Here is a 15,606-nt window from a genome sequence, read left to right as displayed (position 1 = left end):
GAGCAAATCACGTGCCGTCAACGACACCCCGAGCGAACAGGAGGCCACGCCGGCGGCACTGACCGCCTGAACCATCACCTCGAAGAATCACCCGACGACGTCGTACACCACGTCCCTGGACTTGACCGAAGTCGGCGTACCGCAAATCCACCACTCCGCCGCCGAAGAGGGCGAACGTGGTCATCCGCCTCGGCACGTTCCAGCGACCGCGGCGCTCGAAGCCGCTCATGATCGCCAGCAGCATCGTCGACGGCGCAGGCCGGCACGGGCCGCCGCTGCGCCCCCGGGTGATCGCGCCGGGCAGGTCAGCCGACAAACGGTCCAGCTCGTCGTACGTCTGCGCGGCATACGCCCTGGTCAGACGGTCCTCGTACTCATTGAGTTGAAGTCGGCCCTGGGCGGCGGCATCAGTGAGCAGCTGTGCCACCTGAATTCGATCGGTGTCAGCAGCACGCATCGGACCGCTCCGCGACGCTGGATTGCTCATCGGATACGAGCGTACGACGAACCGTGGCACATGCAAGCAAGTAGGCCAAACTGTGGCCTGACTCGCGAGGGCGAAGAATCTAGATGGGCGAACTTATTGCCCGGCTGCCAGAAATTCGGCGAACCCGAGCACGCCCGTCCGGTTCTGCGGAACCAGGTTGGCGCCCGACCGCAATGCGTTCCCGATTCGTCCAGGCACGGGCACCGCTAGGGTCCGGCGCCGGCTCGCCGTGGCCTCGAGATACATGCGCGCCAACTCCGGGTGGGTGTGCACCTCGGGCCCACCGACGTCGGGCGCCCGGCCCGCCGGTTCGGTGCCGACCAGTTCCACCAGCCGAGCCGCGACGTCGGCGGTGTCGATGGGCTGAAACCGAACCCCGCGAAACGTCCACATCACGGGGGAGTACCGCTGCAGCGCGAAGATCGTGTGGATCAGGTCGTGGAACTGTGTCGCCCGCAGCACCGTGTGGCCGACGCCGGACGCCTCGAGGACCTGTTCGGCGCGCAGCTTCGTGCGGTAGTACGGCAGCGGAATGCGGTCGATGCCGACGATCGACACGTGCACGATGTGCGCGACGCCGGCCCGGCGGGCCGATGCGACGAGGTTGCGCATCGCCGTGACGTCCTTGTCGCCGATTGGTTGCGTCGCGCAGTTGACCACGACCTCGATACCGTCGACCGCCGCGTCTAGGCCCGCACCCGTCAGCAGGTCGGCCTGGGCCCAGTGCACGCCGGTGTATCCCACATGGCTTTTGCGGCTCAGCGCCCGAACGTCGTGGCCGGCGTCGATCGCCTCCGGTACCACGCGGTGGCCCAGTGTGCCCGTTGCCCCGGTGACGAGAACCGTACGTGACATCAGCCTCACACTATGCCCGCGGTCAAGCCCTTCGGGGACGCCGAGTTCTGCGCAGACGCGCCGACACAGCGAGAATCACACGGTGAATTAGGGTGTTCCCGACGAGAGGCGAGAACCGTGACGCCAGACCAGCAGGAGCAGCAGGAGCGCAGCTCTCGCCTTGGCGGCTTGAACACTCTGCAACAGCGGTTCGAGAGCTCGCCCGTGGGCAGGGTGGTCATCAGTGTCGGCATCGTGGTCTTCGTGGTCGTCGGAATCGTATGCAACCTGCCCGACTCGCCGATCAAGCGTGAACTGCTTCCCGTCGTCGAGCCGATCGCGGTGCCCGCCGCGCTCGACCAGAGTTGGGCGATGTATGCCAACCCGAGCAGGCGCCAAGACTCCGTCGAGGTGCAGGTGCGCTTCGCTGACGGTCAGACCCGGGTGTGGACGTTCGAGCCTGGCGCCAGCGGCGTCGGGTGGTGGGACCGTTGGCTGCTGCTCAGGTATGCCGCCCTTCTGGACTCCGACTTCCGGCGGCAGCTGGCCCACTGGGTGGTCCGCGAGGTGAGTCGGCCGAACGACAAGGCCGTCGGCGTCACGATGCTGCTGCACACCGAGACGTTGACGGCGCCGGGTGAGGAGTCGGCCGAGACCCGGCGTCCCGTCGCCTCCAAACTCCTCTACCAAGAGGTTCTGGTGGGCGCGCGATGACCGCCGGGGATCGAGTCCGGTCGGCGTGGGGTTCCGCCGCCGACCGCTGGAACGCCTTTTTCTTCACCGCTCGGCCCGCCTACCCGCTGGGTCTCGTGCGGATCGGGTTCGGTCTCGTCATCGTCGCCTGGTGCCTGACGCTGATCCCAGATCTTCTCGGCGTCTTCGGAAGTCAAGGGGTGGAGCCCGAGCATCCCCGGGTGAACTTCCAGTGGAGCGTCTTCCAGATATGGCCGGGCGACAATGCGCTTCTCGTCGGGTGGGTGGTGCTGCTGGTGGCCGCCGTCGCGATGACTGTCGGTTGGCACAGCCGGGTGGCGGCGGTCCTCGTTTTCGTTCTGCTGCAGTCGTTTCTGCGACGCGGTGAGCATTTCTTCAACGCCGGGGACTCGATCCTCACCGTCACCGCATTGGTTCTGGCGCTTTCCTCGTGCGGTGCGGCGTTGTCGCTGGACCAGCGACGGCTCGCCGGTGCGTTCTGGTCTGCGCAGACCAGGGCGGTATGGCCGGTTCGGCTGCTGCAGATCCAGCTGTCGATCATCTACCTGGTGACCGTCCAGGCGAAGCTGGCGAACAAGAGCTGGGTGGACGGCTCCGCGGTCTTCTACGCATGGGGGACCGACGGCCGATGGGCGCTGTTGCCTGCTCCGGAGTGGTTGGCGGCCAACGCGATTCTGGTGAACCTCATCGCGTGGGGCACCCTGTTGATCGAAGTGGCGCTGGCGATCCTCGTCTGGAGCAGACGCTGGCGGTACTGGGTGCTGGGGGCGGGCGTGGTGATGCACCTGGCGATCATGGTCAACCTGAACGTCGCGTTCTTCAGCGTCGCGATGTTCGTGCTGTACTTGGCGTTCGTTCCCGGCGAGGCGATCGAGCGGCTCCCGACGCGGTGGAAAGCCAAGCGCGACAACCGCTTGTCAGATCAGCCGCCGCCACCGCCGTCCGAACAGTCGGCGGTGCCCTAGGACTCGGCGGAGCTGGCCCACCTCGGCTGGCGCTTCTCGAGGAAAGCGAGCATGCCTTCGCGGGCCTCCTCGGAGACGAACAACTGGGCGCTCTGCGCGGTGAGCTCTTCGGCGCGACGGTCGAAGGATTCCAGGATGGGCGCTGTGACCAACGCCTTCGAGGTCGCCAACCCCTGCGGCGACGCCTTGCCGATCGCGGCGGTCAGTTCGGCGACGGTGGCATCGACATCGTCGGAGGCGATCGTGATCAGCCCCATGTCGGCCGCCTCCGCGGCTCCGAACTTCTCGCCGGTGACGAAGTAGCGGCTCGCCGCGCGACTGGTCATCCTGGGTAGCAGGGTCAGCGAGATGATCGAGGGCGCGACACCGATGCGTGCTTCGGTCAGCGCGAACGTGCTTCGGCGGCCGGCCACCACGATGTCGCATGCGCCGACCAGCCCGAGCCCGCCGGCGCGGACGTGCCCGTCGATGGCGCCCACCACCGGGACCGGCAGCTCGAGGATGCGGCGCAGCAGCCGGGTCATCTCACGGGCTCGGTCGACGGCCAGGTCACCCGGGTCCCGCCCCGCGGCTTCACTGAGATCGGCTCCCGCACAGAATGTCCCGCCGGTATGACCCAGTACGACGACCCGCACGTCGGCATCGGCGACGGCGTCGGTGAAGCCCTGGTGCAGCTGTTCGACCAGCGCGGTCGACAAGGCGTTGCGGTTGTCCGGTGAATCGAGGGTGAGTTGGGCGACGGCCCCGTCGACCGCATAACCGACCAGTGCGCTCATCAGTGCGGCCCCATCAGTAGGAACGGGGCAGCCCGAGCGAGGTCTGCGCGATGAAGTTCAGGATCATCTCCCGGCTGACCGGCGCGATGCGGGCGAGCTTCGACGCCGTGACCGCGGCGGCGATGCCGTACTCCTTGGTCAGGCCGTTGCCGCCCATCGACTGCACCGCTTGATCGACCGCGCGCACCGAGGCCTCACCTGCGGCGTACTTGGCCATGTTCGCCGCCTCGGCGGCACCGACGTCGTCTCCCGCGTCGTAGAGCGATGCCGCCTTCTGCATCATCAGCTTCGCCAGTTCGATCTCGATATGGTTCTGCGCCAACGGGTGTGACAGCCCCTGGTGAGCGCCGATCGGTGTCTTCCAGACTTGACGGGTCTTGACGTAGTCGACGGCTTTGTTGATCGCGAACCGGCCCATGCCGACCGCGCTCGCGGCGCCCATGATGCGCTCGGGGTTCAAGCCGGCGAACAGCTGCGCGATCGCGGCGTCCTCGGAGCCGACCAACGCGTCGGCGGGCAGCCGGACCTCGTCGAGGAAGAGCTGGAACTGGTTCTCCGGGCTGACCAGTTCCATCTCGATCTTGGTCGCGCTCAACCCTTTTGTGTCGGTCGGCACGATGAACAGCGCCGGGCGAAGAGATTCGGATTTGTGGGCTCCCTCTTTATAGGCACGGCCGACGACGAGCACCGCCTGCGCTTGATCGACGCCGGAGATGTACACCTTCTGGCCGGACAGGATCCAGTCGGCGCCGTCGCGGCGCGCGGTGGTGGTGATGCGGTGGCTGTTGGAGCCGGCGTCGGGTTCGGTGATCGCGAACGCCATAGTGATCGACCCGTCGGCGATGCCGGGCAGCCAACGCTTCTTCTGGTCGTCGGTGCCGAACTTGGCGATGATGGTGCCGTTGATCGCGGGCGAAACGACCATCAGCAACAGCGGGCAGCCCGCCGCCGACATCTCCTCCATCACGATCGACAGCTCATACATGCCTGCGCCGCCGCCACCGTACTCTTCGGGCAAGTTCACCCCGATGAACCCGAGTTTACCTGCCTCCAACCATAACTCGTCGGTGTGTTCGTCGGCGCGCGCCTTCTCCAGGTAGTAGTCCTGGCCGAAGTTCGCGGCCATCGCGGCGACCGACTTGCGTAACGCCTGCTGCTCTTCGGTCTCGACGAAACTGCTCACTGTTCTCCTTCGGATCGGGCGACGACTCGGGCGATGACGAAGCCGACGTCGACTTGCTGACCGGGTTCGACGTTGAGTTCGGCGACCACACCGTCGCTGGGTGCGGTGACGGTGTGCTCCATCTTCATGGCTTCCAGCCACACCAGCGGTTGGCCTGCGGTGACGGTGTCGCCGGCCGCGGCGCCGACGCGCAGCACCGAACCGGGCATCGGCGCCAACAACGAGCCGTGTGCGACGGCGTCGTCGGGGTCCCCGAACCGCGGTCTGGCGATGAGATGCACCGGGCCCGAGGGTGAGTCGACGAACATGTCCTGGCCGTAGCGCGCCACTTCGAACGGTCGGTCCACGCCCGCCACGGTCAGCACGACCCGCGTCGGTGATGCCGAAAGGAGCGACACGTCGTCGTGGCCGGGCAACTCGAGACCCGAGCGGGTGAACCGGTATCGGACGTCGTGCTCGGTGCCGCCGGTGTCCGCGTACCGCTTGATCTGGTGGCCCGACACCAGATTTCGCCAACCGCTGGGGGCGGCCGCGAATGCCGTCGCAGCGCTGCGGTTCGCGGCCGCATCGGCCAGGGCGGCGGCAACTGCCGACAACGCCACCGTGCGGTCGTCGGTGAGCGGTGCCGACAATGCTCCCAGCCCGTGGGTGTCGAAGAACGCGGTGTCGGTGGCGCCGTCGAGGAACGCCGGATGACGAAGCACGTTGACCAGCAGATCGCGGTTGGTGCGCACGCCGTGAATGCGACTGCGCGACAGTGCATCGGCGAGGATGGTGGCCGCCTGGCGACGGTGAGGCGCATAGGAGATCACCTTGGCCAGCATCGGGTCGTAGAAGATCGACACCACCGATCCGTCGACCACCCCGGAATCCACCCGGACGTTGGCCGGGACCTCGAACCGGTGCACGGTGCCCGCCTGCGGCTGCCAGCCCTTCGCCGGATCCTCGGCGTAGAGGCGCGCCTCGATGGCATGGCCCCGTGACGGCGGCGGTTCGGCGTCGAGCCTGCCCCCGTCGGCGACAAGCAATTGCAGCTCGACCAGATCCAGGCCGGTGGTCTCTTCGGTCACCGGGTGTTCGACCTGCAGCCGGGTGTTCATCTCGAGGAAGTAGAAGTCGCCGAACGCGTCGGCCATGAACTCCACGGTGCCCGCTCCGGTATAGCCGATCGCGGTCGCGGCCAGCCGCGCGGCATCGAACAGCTTGGCGCGCATGCCTGGTGTGCGCTCGACGAGTGGCGAGGGCGCCTCTTCGATGATTTTCTGGTGGCGCCGCTGGATCGAGCACTCGCGTTCACCGACCGCCCAGACGGTGCCGTGTTGGTCAGCGAGCACCTGGACCTCGACATGGTGGCCGCTGGCCAGGTAGCGCTCGCAGAACACCGTCGGGTCACCGAATGCGGATGCCGCCTCCCTGCGGGCGGCTTCGACTTGGCCCGGCAACTCCGACAACTCACGCACCACGCGCATACCGCGGCCCCCGCCGCCCGCCGAAGCCTTGATCAACACGGGTAATTGGTCGGAGGTCACGCCGTCGGGGTCCAGCTCGTCGAGTACGGGGACACCCGCGGCGGCCATCATCTTCTTCGCCTCGATCTTGCTGCCCATCGCGGCCACCGCTGCGGGTGGCGGCCCGATCCACGTCAGACCCGCCTCACCTACCGCGCGCGCGAATTCGGCGTTCTCCGACAAGAATCCGTATCCGGGGTGGACGGCGTCGGCGCCTGAAGCCGCAGCCGCGGCGATCAGCTGATCGGCGTCGAGGTATCCGGTGCGGCCGCTCAGGCGTACCCGCGCGTCGGCCTCGCCGACATGCGGGGAGTGCTCGTCGGGGTCGGTGTAGACGGCGACCGTGCCGATGCCGAGTCTCGTGCATGTCGCGAACACCCGACGGGCGATCTCACCGCGGTTGGCGACCAGAACTCGAGTGATCATGTGCTTCTCCCGCGCCGAGTCTGAGGATGTGATCGAGACATCCGGGAGATATAGCGCATAAGTTCAGTTTCGGGGGACGAGGACATCGCGCTCACATCCGGAAGACGCCGAAGTTCGACGTCCCCTCGATCGGGCCAGTGGCAATGGCGGACAGACACATTCCAAGGACGGTGCGCGTGTCGCGGGGATCGATCACTCCGTCGTCGTAGAGCCTGCCCGACAGGAACATCGGAAGCGACTCGGCGTCGATCTGCGCTTCGACCGCGGCCCGCAGCGCGGCATCGGCGTCCTCGTCCACGGCCTGGCCGCGGGCCTCGGCGGCAGCGCGGCTGACGATCGACAGCACTCCCGCCAGCTGTGTTCCGCCCATCACCGCGGATTTGGCGCTGGGCCAGGCGAACAGGAACCGCGGGTCGTACGCGCGGCCGCACATTCCGTAGTGACCCGCGCCGTACGAGGCTCCGATCAGCAGCGAGATGTGCGGCACGGTCGAGTTTGATACGGCGTTGATCATCATCGAGCCGTGCTTGATCATGCCGCCTTCCTCGTACTTGCGGCCGACCATGTATCCGGTCGTGTTGTGCAGGAACAACAGTGGGGTGTTCGAGCGGTTCGCCAACTGGATGAACTGAGTGGCCTTCTGCGACTCCTCGCTGAACAAGACGCCGCGCGCGTTGGCCAGGATGCCGATCGGGTAGCCGTAGAGCCTGGCCCACCCTGTCACCAGTGACGAGCCGTACATCGGCTTGAACTCGTCGAATTCCGACCCGTCGACGACGCGGGCGATCACATCGCGCGGATCGAACGGGATGCGCAGATCCGGGGGCACGATGCCGACCAGTTCTTCGGCGTCGTAGAGGGGTTCGACGACCGGTGCGGGCTTCGGGCCTCGCTTGTCCCAGTTCAGCCGGGCGACGACGCGCCGTCCGATGCGGATGGCGTCGGCCTCGTCGAGCGCGAAGTAGTCGGCCAGACCCGAGGTGCGGGCATGCATTTCGGCTCCACCGAGAGACTCGTCGTCGGCTTCTTCGCCGGTGGCCATCTTCACCAACGGCGGCCCGGCCAGAAACACCTTGGACCGCTCCTTGATCATCACGACGTGGTCGGACATGCCGGGGATGTAGGCTCCACCTGCGGTCGAGTTGCCGAACACCAGGGCGACGGTCGGAATGCCGGCCGCGGACAACCTGGTCAGGTCGCGGAACATCTGCCCGCCGGGGATGAAGATCTCCTTCTGTGTCGGCAGGTCCGCCCCACCGGACTCCACCAGAGAGATCAGCGGCAGCCGGTTCTGTAACGCAATCTGGTTGGCGCGCAGGATCTTCTTCAGCGTCCACGGGTTGCTGGTGCCGCCCTTGACGGTGGGATCGTTGGCGACGAGCAAGCATTCGACGCCCTCGACCGCGCCGATGCCGGTGACCACGCTGGCGCCGACGGTGAAGTCGCTGCCCCACGCGGCGAGCGGGCTCAACTCCAGAAACGGTGAGTCGGGGTCGATCAGCAGCTCGATGCGCTCGCGGGCGGTCAGCTTGCCGCGGTCGTGGTGCCGCTGCACATACTTCTCGCCGCCGCCTGCCAGCGCTTTGGCGTGTTCGGTGTCGAGCTCGGCGATCTTGGCGGTCATCGCGGCCGCCGCCTCACCGAACGTGGGCGACGCGGCGTCGAGCGTGGATCGAAGAGCGGTCATGATTGGAATCCCAACGTCTTGGCGGCCAGGGAGGTGAGTATTTCGGTTGTGCCGCCACCGATCCCGAGGATCCGCATGTCGCGGTACTGACGTTCGACCTCGGACTCGGCCATGTAGCCCATGCCGCCGAACAGTTGGACGGCCTGGTTGGCCACCCATTCGCCGGCCTCGACGGCGGTGTTCTTGGCGAAGCACACTTCGGCGATCAGGTTGGTCTCGCCATGAATCTGCCGTTCGACGACGTGGCGGGTGTACACCCGTGCCACGTCGATCCGCCGCGCCATCTCGGCCAGCGTGTTTTGGACCTGCTGTCGTGAGATCAGCGGGCGGCCGAAGGTTTCCCGGTTTCGGCACCACTCGACGGTGAGGTCGAGGCAGCGTTGCGCGCCGGCGTAGGCCTGCGCGGCGAGTCCGACCCGTTCGGAGACGAACGCCGCCGCGATCTGCAGGAAGCCCGAGTTCTCCGAGCCGACGAGGTTGGCGGCGGGGACCCGAACGTCGGTGTAGGACAGTTCGGCGGTATCCGAGGAGCGCCAGCCCATCTTGTCGAGCTTGCGGGTGACTTGAAATCCGGGAGTCCCCTTGTCCACGACAATCAACGAGATTCCAGCCGCGCCCGGCCCGCCGGTGCGCACCGCGGTCACGACGTAGTCGGCGCGCACACCCGACGTGATGTACGTCTTGGCGCCGTTGATGATGTAGTCCTCGCCGTCGCGATCTGCGCGGGTGGTCAGGTGTCCGACGTCCGAGCCGCCGCCCGGTTCGGTGATGGCGAGGCTGCCGATCTTCTCACCAAGCAGAGTGGGCCGCACATACGTGTCGATGAACCGCTCGTCGCCCGAAGCGATCATGTGCGGCACCGCAATTCCCGAGGTAAACAGCGAGGCGAACACTCCACCGGGTGAGCCGGCGTAGTGCATCTCCTCGCAGATCACCACCGCGTCGACCCCGTCGCCGCCGCCCCCGCCGACCGCCTCGGGGAAACCGGCGCCCAGCAGGCCGGCCTGGCCGGCCTTGAGGTGCAGGTCGCGCGGCAGTTCACCACGGCTTTCCCACTCGTCGACGTGGGGGAGCACCGCACGCTCGACGAACGTCCGCACGGTCTTGCGCAGTTGTTCGCGTTCGGGAGTGTGCCAAATGCTCACGCCAACAGCTCCTCTGGGATATCGACGATCCTGCTGCGCAGCCATTCGCCGAGCCCCTTCGCCTGCGGATCGAACCGTGCCTGGTAGGCGACACCCTCGCCGAGGATGTCTTCGATGACGAAGTTGACCGCGCGGAGGTTGGGCAGCACGTAGCGCGAGACCGGCAGATCCGCTGTCTCGGGCAGGAGTTCGCGCAACTTGTCGATAGTCAGCATGTGCGAGAGCCACCGCCACTGCCGGTCGGTCCTCACCCACACGCCGATGTTCGCGCTGCCGCCCTTGTCCCCGCTGCGGGCGCCGGCAATGAGGCCGAGAGGCTCGCGTCTCGTCTCGCCGAACGGAGTCGGCTCGGGGAGGGCGGCCGGCGGCACGGGCGCCAGATCCAGAGTTTCCCCCGCGGGCGGTATGTCGACACGGGAACCGTCGGCGTGCACCGCGACGTGGGGCACCTCGGCGGCAGCGACGTAGGCCGGCTTGAACACGCCGTAGACCTGCCCTTGCGAGGGCGGGCTGGTGGCGTGGAAGCCCGGATAGCTCGCCAACGCGAGTTCGACTGCCGCGGAGGAGAACTGGCGACCCACGTTTTCAGGATCGGGGTCACGGACCACGCAGCGCAACAGGGCGCTCGCGGCTTCTTCCGTGTCCGCGTCGAGGTGGTCGGTGCGCGCCAGGGTCCACTCGAGCTGGGCCGGTTTGACCGTCAGGGCCGCCTCGAGTTGGCGCCGTACCAACGCCGCCTTGGCCTCGATGTCGAGGCCCGTCAGCACGAGCGTCATCTCGTTGCGGAATCCGCCGATGCTGTTGAGCGAGACCTTCAGCGTGGGCGGCGGCGGCTCACCGCGCACACCGGAGATCCGCACCCGGTCCGGTCCGTCGCCGGACAGCTCGATGTTGTCGACGCGCAGCGTCGCGTCGGGGTTGGCGTAGCGCGCCCCGCCGATCTCGTACAGCAGTTGTGCTGTGACGGTGTCGACGGTGACCGCGCCGTCGGTGCCCGGGTGTTTGGTGATGACCGAGGAGCCGTCCGAATGGATCTCGGCGAGCGGAAACCCCGGCCGGGTCAAAGCGCCGAGATCGGGAAAGTCGCGGACGAAGAACGCGTAGTTGCCGCCGGTGGCCTGGGCGCCGCATTCGATGACATGTCCGGCCGCGACCGCGCCGGCGAGCCGGTCGTAGTCGGTGCGATCCCACCCGTGGTGTGCGGCGGCCGGCCCGACGGTCACGGATGCGTCGGTCACGCGCCCGGTAACCACCACGTCGGCGCCGGAGTCGAGGCACTCGGCGATGCCCCAGGCGCCCAGGTAAGCATTAGCCGCCAGGACCGAGCCGAAGCCGAACTCGTCCGCGCGCCCGAGCAGGTCGTCACCCTCGACGTGTGCCACGTTGACCGTCAATCCCAACCGGTCTGCGAGCGCCCGCACCGCGTCGGCGAGCCCGGCCGGGTTGAGCCCGCCGGCGTTGGTGACGATGCGCACACCCCGGTCGAGTGCCAGACCGAGGCACTCCTCGAGTTGGGCCAGGAACGTCTTGGCGTAGCCGCGGTCAGCCGACTTGGCGCGGTCGCGCGCCAGGATCAGCATCGTCAGCTCGGCGAGATAATCGCCGGTCAGGTAGTCGAGATCGCCGCCGGTGAGCATTTCGCGCATGGCCGCGAGCCGGTCGCCGTAGAACCCCGAGCAGTTGCCGATCCGGACCGGACCACGTGCAGAGATCACGCGGGCTCCCTTCGTCGCGGACGCTGCCAACCAACCGGTAGGTTAACGATGACCAGCGGTACCGCGTCAAGGTTCGGGGCATCGACTTCCGCTGTTTTGGAGGCTACGCAGGTCGTTGGCTATCCTGAAAGACACTTGCCGGGCGCCTCACCGCGCGCGCGGCGCCAGACTTACCCCCTCAAGAGGAGATCTCGACCATGGCTGTGCCCAAGCGCAGGATGTCGCGCGCGAACACCCGTAGCCGGCGCGCGCAGTGGAAGGCCAAGCGCACGGAGCTCGTGGGCGTCAACGTCGCCGGTCAGCAGCACAAAGTGCCGCGCCGGCTGCTCAAGGCCGCCCGCCTCGGCCTGATCGACCTCGACCGCCGCTAACCCGGCGCCGGGCGCACCGGGTCCCGGCGCGCCTCTCAGGTCACTCTCAGACAGGGGGTTGACACTGTGGCTGTGCGCATACTTGTCGTCGACGACGATCGCGCGGTGCGCGAGTCGTTGCGCCGTTCGCTCTCATTCAACGGATACTCAGTAGAACTGGCCGGGGACGGCGTCGAGGCGCTGGAACGAATCGCCAGCGATCGGCCCGATGCCCTGGTGCTCGATGTGATGATGCCGCGCCTGGACGGCCTCGAGGTGTGCCGTCAGCTCCGCAGCACCGGTGACGACCTGCCGATCCTCGTGCTGACGGCGCGCGATTCGGTTTCCGAACGGGTCGCGGGTCTCGACGCCGGAGCCGACGACTACCTGCCCAAGCCGTTCGCGCTCGAAGAGTTGTTGGCCCGGATGCGGGCGCTGTTGCGTCGCACCGGCCCCGACGACGGCGTGGAGTCGGCCGCGATGACCTTCTCCGATCTGACGCTCGATCCTGTCACCCGCGAGGTCACCAGGGGGCAACGCCAGATCAGCCTGACCCGCACCGAATTCGCGCTTCTCGAGATGCTGATCGCCAATCCGCGCCGGGTGCTGACGCGCAGTCGCATCCTCGAAGAGGTGTGGGGCTTCGACTTTCCGACGTCCGGTAATGCCCTCGAGGTGTACGTCGGTTACCTGCGCCGCAAAACCGAAGCCGAAGGAGAGCCGCGACTGATCCACACCGTACGCGGAGTGGGTTATGTGCTGCGCGAAACACCTCCCTGATGTCTGTTCCGAATTACGGGGCTGTGCCCCAACCCGAATCGCCTCGACCGCCGTCGAGAACCAGTTCGGTGTCGCTGCGGTGGCGCGTGATGCTGCTGGCGATGTCGATGGTGGCGATGGTCGTCGTCCTCACCACGGTGGCGGTCTGGGCGGTGGTGTCGCGCGCGTTGTACGACGACGTCGACAACCAACTGCGCAACCGGGCGCGGTTGCTCATGGAAAGCGGCTCGCTGCAAGCCGATCCGAGTAAGGCCATCGAGGGCACCGCGTACTCGGACGTCAACGCGATGCTGGTGATCCCCGGCCGAGCGATCTTCACGGCCAACCAACAGGGGCAGACGCTGCCGCTGGGCGAGCCCGAAAAGGCCGTCCTGCGAGGGGATCTGATCATGTCGCTGCGCACCGTCGATCATCAGCGGGTGCTCGCGATGCACCTGTCCAACGACAGCTCGCTGTTGATCTCCAAGAGCATGGTTCCCACCGCCGCGCTGCTCCGACGGTTGAGCACCGTGCTGATCATCGTCGGCGGGATCGGGGTTGCGGTTGCCGCGATCGCGGGTGGTGCCGTCGCGCGTGCGGGCCTACGTCCTGTGGCGCGGTTGACCCAGGCCGCCGAGCGCGTCGCGCGCACCGATGACCTGCGGCCTATACCGGTGTTCGGCAGCGACGAACTCGCCCGTCTCACCGAGGCGTTCAACATGATGTTGCGCGCGCTGGCGGAGTCGCGCGAACGCCAGGCCCGCCTCGTGACGGATGCCGGCCATGAGCTGCGCACCCCGCTGACGTCATTGCGCACGAACGTCGAACTGTTGATGGCGTCGATGGCACCCGGTGCGCCGCGGTTGCCGGAGGACGAGATGGCCGAACTGCGGGCCGACGTGATCGCCCAGATCGAGGAATTGTCCACACTGGTGGGTGATCTGGTGGACCTGACGCGCGACGACGCGGGTGTCACCGTGCACGAGACCGTCGACGTCGCCGAGATCGTGGACCGGTCGCTGGAACGAGTTCGCCGCCGCCGCAACGACATCGAGTTCGAGGCGACGACCACACCATGGCTGGTTTACGGCGACTCGGCTGGCTTGGCGCGCGCCGTGCTCAACCTGCTCGACAATGCCGCGAAATGGAGCCCTCCCGGCGGCCTGGTGACGGTCCGACTGATGCAGATCGACGCGATGAACGCCGAGTTGGTGGTCTCCGACTACGGCCCCGGCATTCCTCCCCAGGAGCGTCCGCTCGTGTTCGAGCGGTTCTACCGGTCCGCAACGGCCCGGGCGATGTCGGGCTCGGGCCTCGGATTGGCGATCGTGAAGCAGGTCGTGCTCAAACACGGCGGTTCGCTGCGAATCGAAGACACCGTTGGGGGCGGGCAACCACCCGGTACATCGATGCATGTGGTACTGCCGGGGCGGTCCGCGCATGAGCACGCCGCCGAGTGGGTCGTTCCCCGACACGCCCCTGCCGAGTAGCCCGGCGCGGGGACCAATGTCAACGATGATTGTCAGCGGCGGGAATGGGGGAGCGAGGTTTGGGTATCAACCGAACGTTCTCTAAGTGGATTCTCAGCCCGGCGGGGCACTGTTGACCTGAGTCGAACGTTGTCCATTTGGTCGGAACACGCAAAGAACGAGGGAAAAGGAAGAGCCCGAGCGACATGACGAACCACCCGAGGTATTCGCCGCCCCCGCCGCCCGGCCGCCGGCCGATGGGCGCTGAGCATGGGACGCCCGGCTACCCTGGTGGCGCCCAGCGCCCCGGCCCGTACCAGCAGCAGCCCTACGACTGGCGCTATGCGACGCAGCATCAGGTGGCTCACCAGCATCCGACTCAGCAACAGTTCCGTGCGCCTTACGATCCCTACCGCGGCGCGGCTCAGCCGCTGCCCGGTCAGCCGCGGCAAAAGCGTTCCCGCGCAGGGGCATTGACGGCTGGAGCGCTTGCCGTAGCGGTCGTGTCGGCCGGCATCGGCGGCGGGGTGGCGCTGCTGGCGCAGCCCGACCGGCCCTCGGCATCGTCATCGATCGACGGCGCGGCGCCCAGTGTGCCCGCTGCCAGCCTGCCGGTGGGTTCGGTGGAGCAAGTCGCGGCGAAGGTGGTTCCGAGCGTCGTCAAGCTCGAGACGGATATGGGGCGGGCATCCGAAGAGGGGTCGGGCATCATCCTGTCCTCCGACGGATTGATCCTGACCAACAATCACGTGGTGTCGGCGGCCCAGGGCGGTCCCGGCGGCCCCAGTGGCCCCTCAGCGGGCCCGGGCGGGGCCCAGACCAAGGTGACCTTCTCGAACGGTCGCAGCGCCCCGTTCACCGTCATGGGCACCGACCCGAGTAGCGACATCGCCGTGGTGAAGGCTCAGGGCGTCTCCGACCTCACCCCCATCACCATCGGTTCGTCGGCCAACCTGCAGGTGGGTCAGGACGTGGTCGCCGTCGGTTCACCGCTCGGCCTCGAGGGCACCGTCACGACCGGGATCATCAGCGCGCTGAACCGTCCGGTCGCCGCCAGCGGCGACGCTCGGAACCAGAACACCGTCTTGGACGCGATCCAGACCGATGCCGCCATCAACCCCGGCAACTCCGGTGGCGCGCTGGTCAATATGAACGGCGAGCTGATCGGCGTCAACTCCGCCATCGCCACACTGGGCGCCGACGCCGGGCCTCAAGCGCAGGGCGGTTCAATCGGCCTCGGCTTCGCGATCCCGGTGGACCAGGCCAAGAGGATCGCCGACGAATTGATCAAGAACGGCACCGCGGCGCACGCCTCGCTGGGCGTGCAGGTCGGTAACGACGCGTCCATCGACGGCGCTCGGATCGTCGAGGTGACCGACGGTGGCGCTGCTGCCGCGGCGGGGCTACCCAGCGGGGTCGTGGTCACCAAGGTCGACGACCGGGTGATCGGCAGCGCCGATGCGCTGGTCGCCGCCATCCGGTCCAGGGCGCCCGGGGAAAAGGTCACGCTGTCGTATCTCGACCCGTCGGGCAAGCCGAAGTCGGTCCAGGTCACGCTGGGTAAGGCGCAGCAGTGATGACGCCGACC

The 15,606-nt window shown here is 67.4% G+C and carries 14 protein-coding genes; 6 read left to right on the top strand and 8 right to left on the bottom strand.

All coding sequences use genetic code 11. The annotated features are described in order from the left end of the window. Positions 1–7: 7 nt before the first annotated feature. On the bottom strand, positions 8–487 hold the full coding sequence (locus CEX88_RS08160) for a DUF1707 SHOCT-like domain-containing protein (protein WP_094293080.1): 480 nt from the start codon (positions 485–487) through the stop codon (positions 8–10). 93 nt (positions 488–580) lie between these two features. Then, positions 581–1,342 carry an SDR family oxidoreductase gene (locus CEX88_RS08155; protein ID WP_094293079.1) on the bottom strand — a complete coding sequence of 254 codons (762 nt, stop codon included), beginning with the start codon at positions 1,340–1,342 and terminating at the stop codon, positions 581–583. 117 nt (positions 1,343–1,459) lie between these two features. Between CEX88_RS08155 and CEX88_RS08150 the strand changes: the two genes are divergently transcribed. Beyond that, positions 1,460–2,035, top strand: coding sequence for a hypothetical protein (locus CEX88_RS08150; RefSeq protein WP_126315821.1), 576 nt, complete (start codon positions 1,460–1,462; stop codon positions 2,033–2,035). After that, positions 2,032–3,000, top strand: a complete 969-nt coding sequence (locus CEX88_RS08145; RefSeq protein ID WP_094293077.1) for an HTTM domain-containing protein — start codon at positions 2,032–2,034, stop codon at positions 2,998–3,000. The genes CEX88_RS08150 and CEX88_RS08145 overlap by 4 nt, the downstream gene beginning before the upstream one ends. Here the strand turns inward: CEX88_RS08145 and CEX88_RS08140 are convergent. The 6 genes from CEX88_RS08140 to CEX88_RS08115 all read right to left on the bottom strand — a co-directional run bounded on the left by CEX88_RS08140 (position 2,997) and on the right by CEX88_RS08115 (position 11,437). Further along, positions 2,997–3,776, bottom strand: a complete 780-nt coding sequence (locus CEX88_RS08140; protein ID WP_094293076.1) for an enoyl-CoA hydratase family protein — start codon at positions 3,774–3,776, stop codon at positions 2,997–2,999. The genes CEX88_RS08145 and CEX88_RS08140 overlap by 4 nt on opposite strands. A gap of 13 nt (positions 3,777–3,789) precedes the next feature. Next, entirely contained in the window at positions 3,790–4,974 is a 1,185-nt protein-coding gene (locus CEX88_RS08135) for an acyl-CoA dehydrogenase family protein (protein ID WP_274381094.1), read from the bottom strand. Further along, complete coding sequence (locus CEX88_RS08130; RefSeq protein ID WP_094293074.1) at positions 4,956–6,893, bottom strand: acetyl/propionyl/methylcrotonyl-CoA carboxylase subunit alpha; 1,938 nt, start codon at positions 6,891–6,893, stop codon at positions 4,956–4,958. Before CEX88_RS08130 ends, CEX88_RS08135 begins: the two co-directional genes overlap by 19 nt. Positions 6,894–6,984: 91 nt before the next feature. Next, positions 6,985–8,580, bottom strand: coding sequence for an acyl-CoA carboxylase subunit beta (locus tag CEX88_RS08125; RefSeq protein ID WP_094293073.1), 1,596 nt, complete (start codon positions 8,578–8,580; stop codon positions 6,985–6,987). Continuing rightward, positions 8,577–9,725 (bottom strand): acyl-CoA dehydrogenase family protein, encoded by a 1,149-nt coding sequence (locus CEX88_RS08120; protein ID WP_094293072.1) that lies wholly within the window; start codon positions 9,723–9,725, stop codon positions 8,577–8,579. Before CEX88_RS08120 ends, CEX88_RS08125 begins: the two co-directional genes overlap by 4 nt. Next, on the bottom strand, positions 9,722–11,437 hold the full coding sequence (locus tag CEX88_RS08115; protein ID WP_274381093.1) for an acyclic terpene utilization AtuA family protein: 1,716 nt from the start codon (positions 11,435–11,437) through the stop codon (positions 9,722–9,724). The genes CEX88_RS08120 and CEX88_RS08115 overlap by 4 nt, the downstream gene beginning before the upstream one ends. Before the next feature lie 200 nt (positions 11,438–11,637). Here CEX88_RS08115 and rpmF point away from each other — a divergent pair, with 200 nt between their 5' ends. The 4 genes from rpmF to CEX88_RS08095 all read left to right on the top strand — a co-directional run bounded on the left by rpmF (position 11,638) and on the right by CEX88_RS08095 (position 15,595). Next, a complete protein-coding gene (rpmF, locus tag CEX88_RS08110) occupies positions 11,638–11,811 on the top strand; it encodes a 50S ribosomal protein L32 (protein WP_064350598.1) in 174 nt (57 codons plus the stop codon). A 72-nt stretch (positions 11,812–11,883) separates the two neighbouring features. After that, the gene (locus CEX88_RS08105; protein WP_064399516.1) at positions 11,884–12,570 is read left to right on the top strand and encodes a response regulator transcription factor; all 687 of its coding nucleotides are present in this window, start codon (positions 11,884–11,886) and stop codon (positions 12,568–12,570) included. Beyond that, the gene (locus tag CEX88_RS08100) at positions 12,570–14,039 is read left to right on the top strand and encodes a HAMP domain-containing sensor histidine kinase (protein ID WP_094293070.1); all 1,470 of its coding nucleotides are present in this window, start codon (positions 12,570–12,572) and stop codon (positions 14,037–14,039) included. Before CEX88_RS08105 ends, CEX88_RS08100 begins: the two co-directional genes overlap by 1 nt. Before the next feature lie 185 nt (positions 14,040–14,224). After that, a complete protein-coding gene (locus CEX88_RS08095; protein ID WP_094293069.1) occupies positions 14,225–15,595 on the top strand; it encodes a trypsin-like peptidase domain-containing protein in 1,371 nt (456 codons plus the stop codon). The last annotated feature ends 11 nt before the right edge of the window (positions 15,596–15,606 follow it).

The organism is Mycobacterium neumannii (assembly GCF_002245615.1).
In the GTDB taxonomy this organism is placed as follows: domain Bacteria; phylum Actinomycetota; class Actinomycetes; order Mycobacteriales; family Mycobacteriaceae; genus Mycobacterium; species Mycobacterium neumannii_A.
The sequence above is the reverse complement of the archived record's forward strand: the minus strand, read 5'-3'. Positions and strand labels throughout refer to the sequence as shown.

Excerpts from the sequence above, each read along its gene's own strand:
- CEX88_RS08160 (WP_094293080.1), bottom strand. The coding sequence starts at position 487 with ATGAGCAATCCAGCGTCGCGGAGCGGTCCGATGCGTGCTGCTGACACC.
- CEX88_RS08155 (WP_094293079.1), bottom strand. The coding sequence starts at position 1,342 with ATGTCACGTACGGTTCTCGTCACCGGGGCAACGGGCACACTGGGCCAC.
- CEX88_RS08145 (WP_094293077.1), top strand. The coding sequence starts at position 2,032 with ATGACCGCCGGGGATCGAGTCCGGTCGGCGTGGGGTTCCGCCGCCGAC.
- CEX88_RS08140 (WP_094293076.1), bottom strand. The coding sequence starts at position 3,776 with ATGAGCGCACTGGTCGGTTATGCGGTCGACGGGGCCGTCGCCCAACTC.
- CEX88_RS08130 (WP_094293074.1), bottom strand. The coding sequence starts at position 6,893 with ATGATCACTCGAGTTCTGGTCGCCAACCGCGGTGAGATCGCCCGTCGG.
- CEX88_RS08125 (WP_094293073.1), bottom strand. The coding sequence starts at position 8,580 with ATGACCGCTCTTCGATCCACGCTCGACGCCGCGTCGCCCACGTTCGGT.
- rpmF (WP_064350598.1), top strand. The coding sequence starts at position 11,638 with ATGGCTGTGCCCAAGCGCAGGATGTCGCGCGCGAACACCCGTAGCCGG.
- CEX88_RS08100 (WP_094293070.1), top strand. The coding sequence starts at position 12,570 with ATGTCTGTTCCGAATTACGGGGCTGTGCCCCAACCCGAATCGCCTCGA.
- CEX88_RS08095 (WP_094293069.1), top strand. The coding sequence starts at position 14,225 with ATGACGAACCACCCGAGGTATTCGCCGCCCCCGCCGCCCGGCCGCCGG.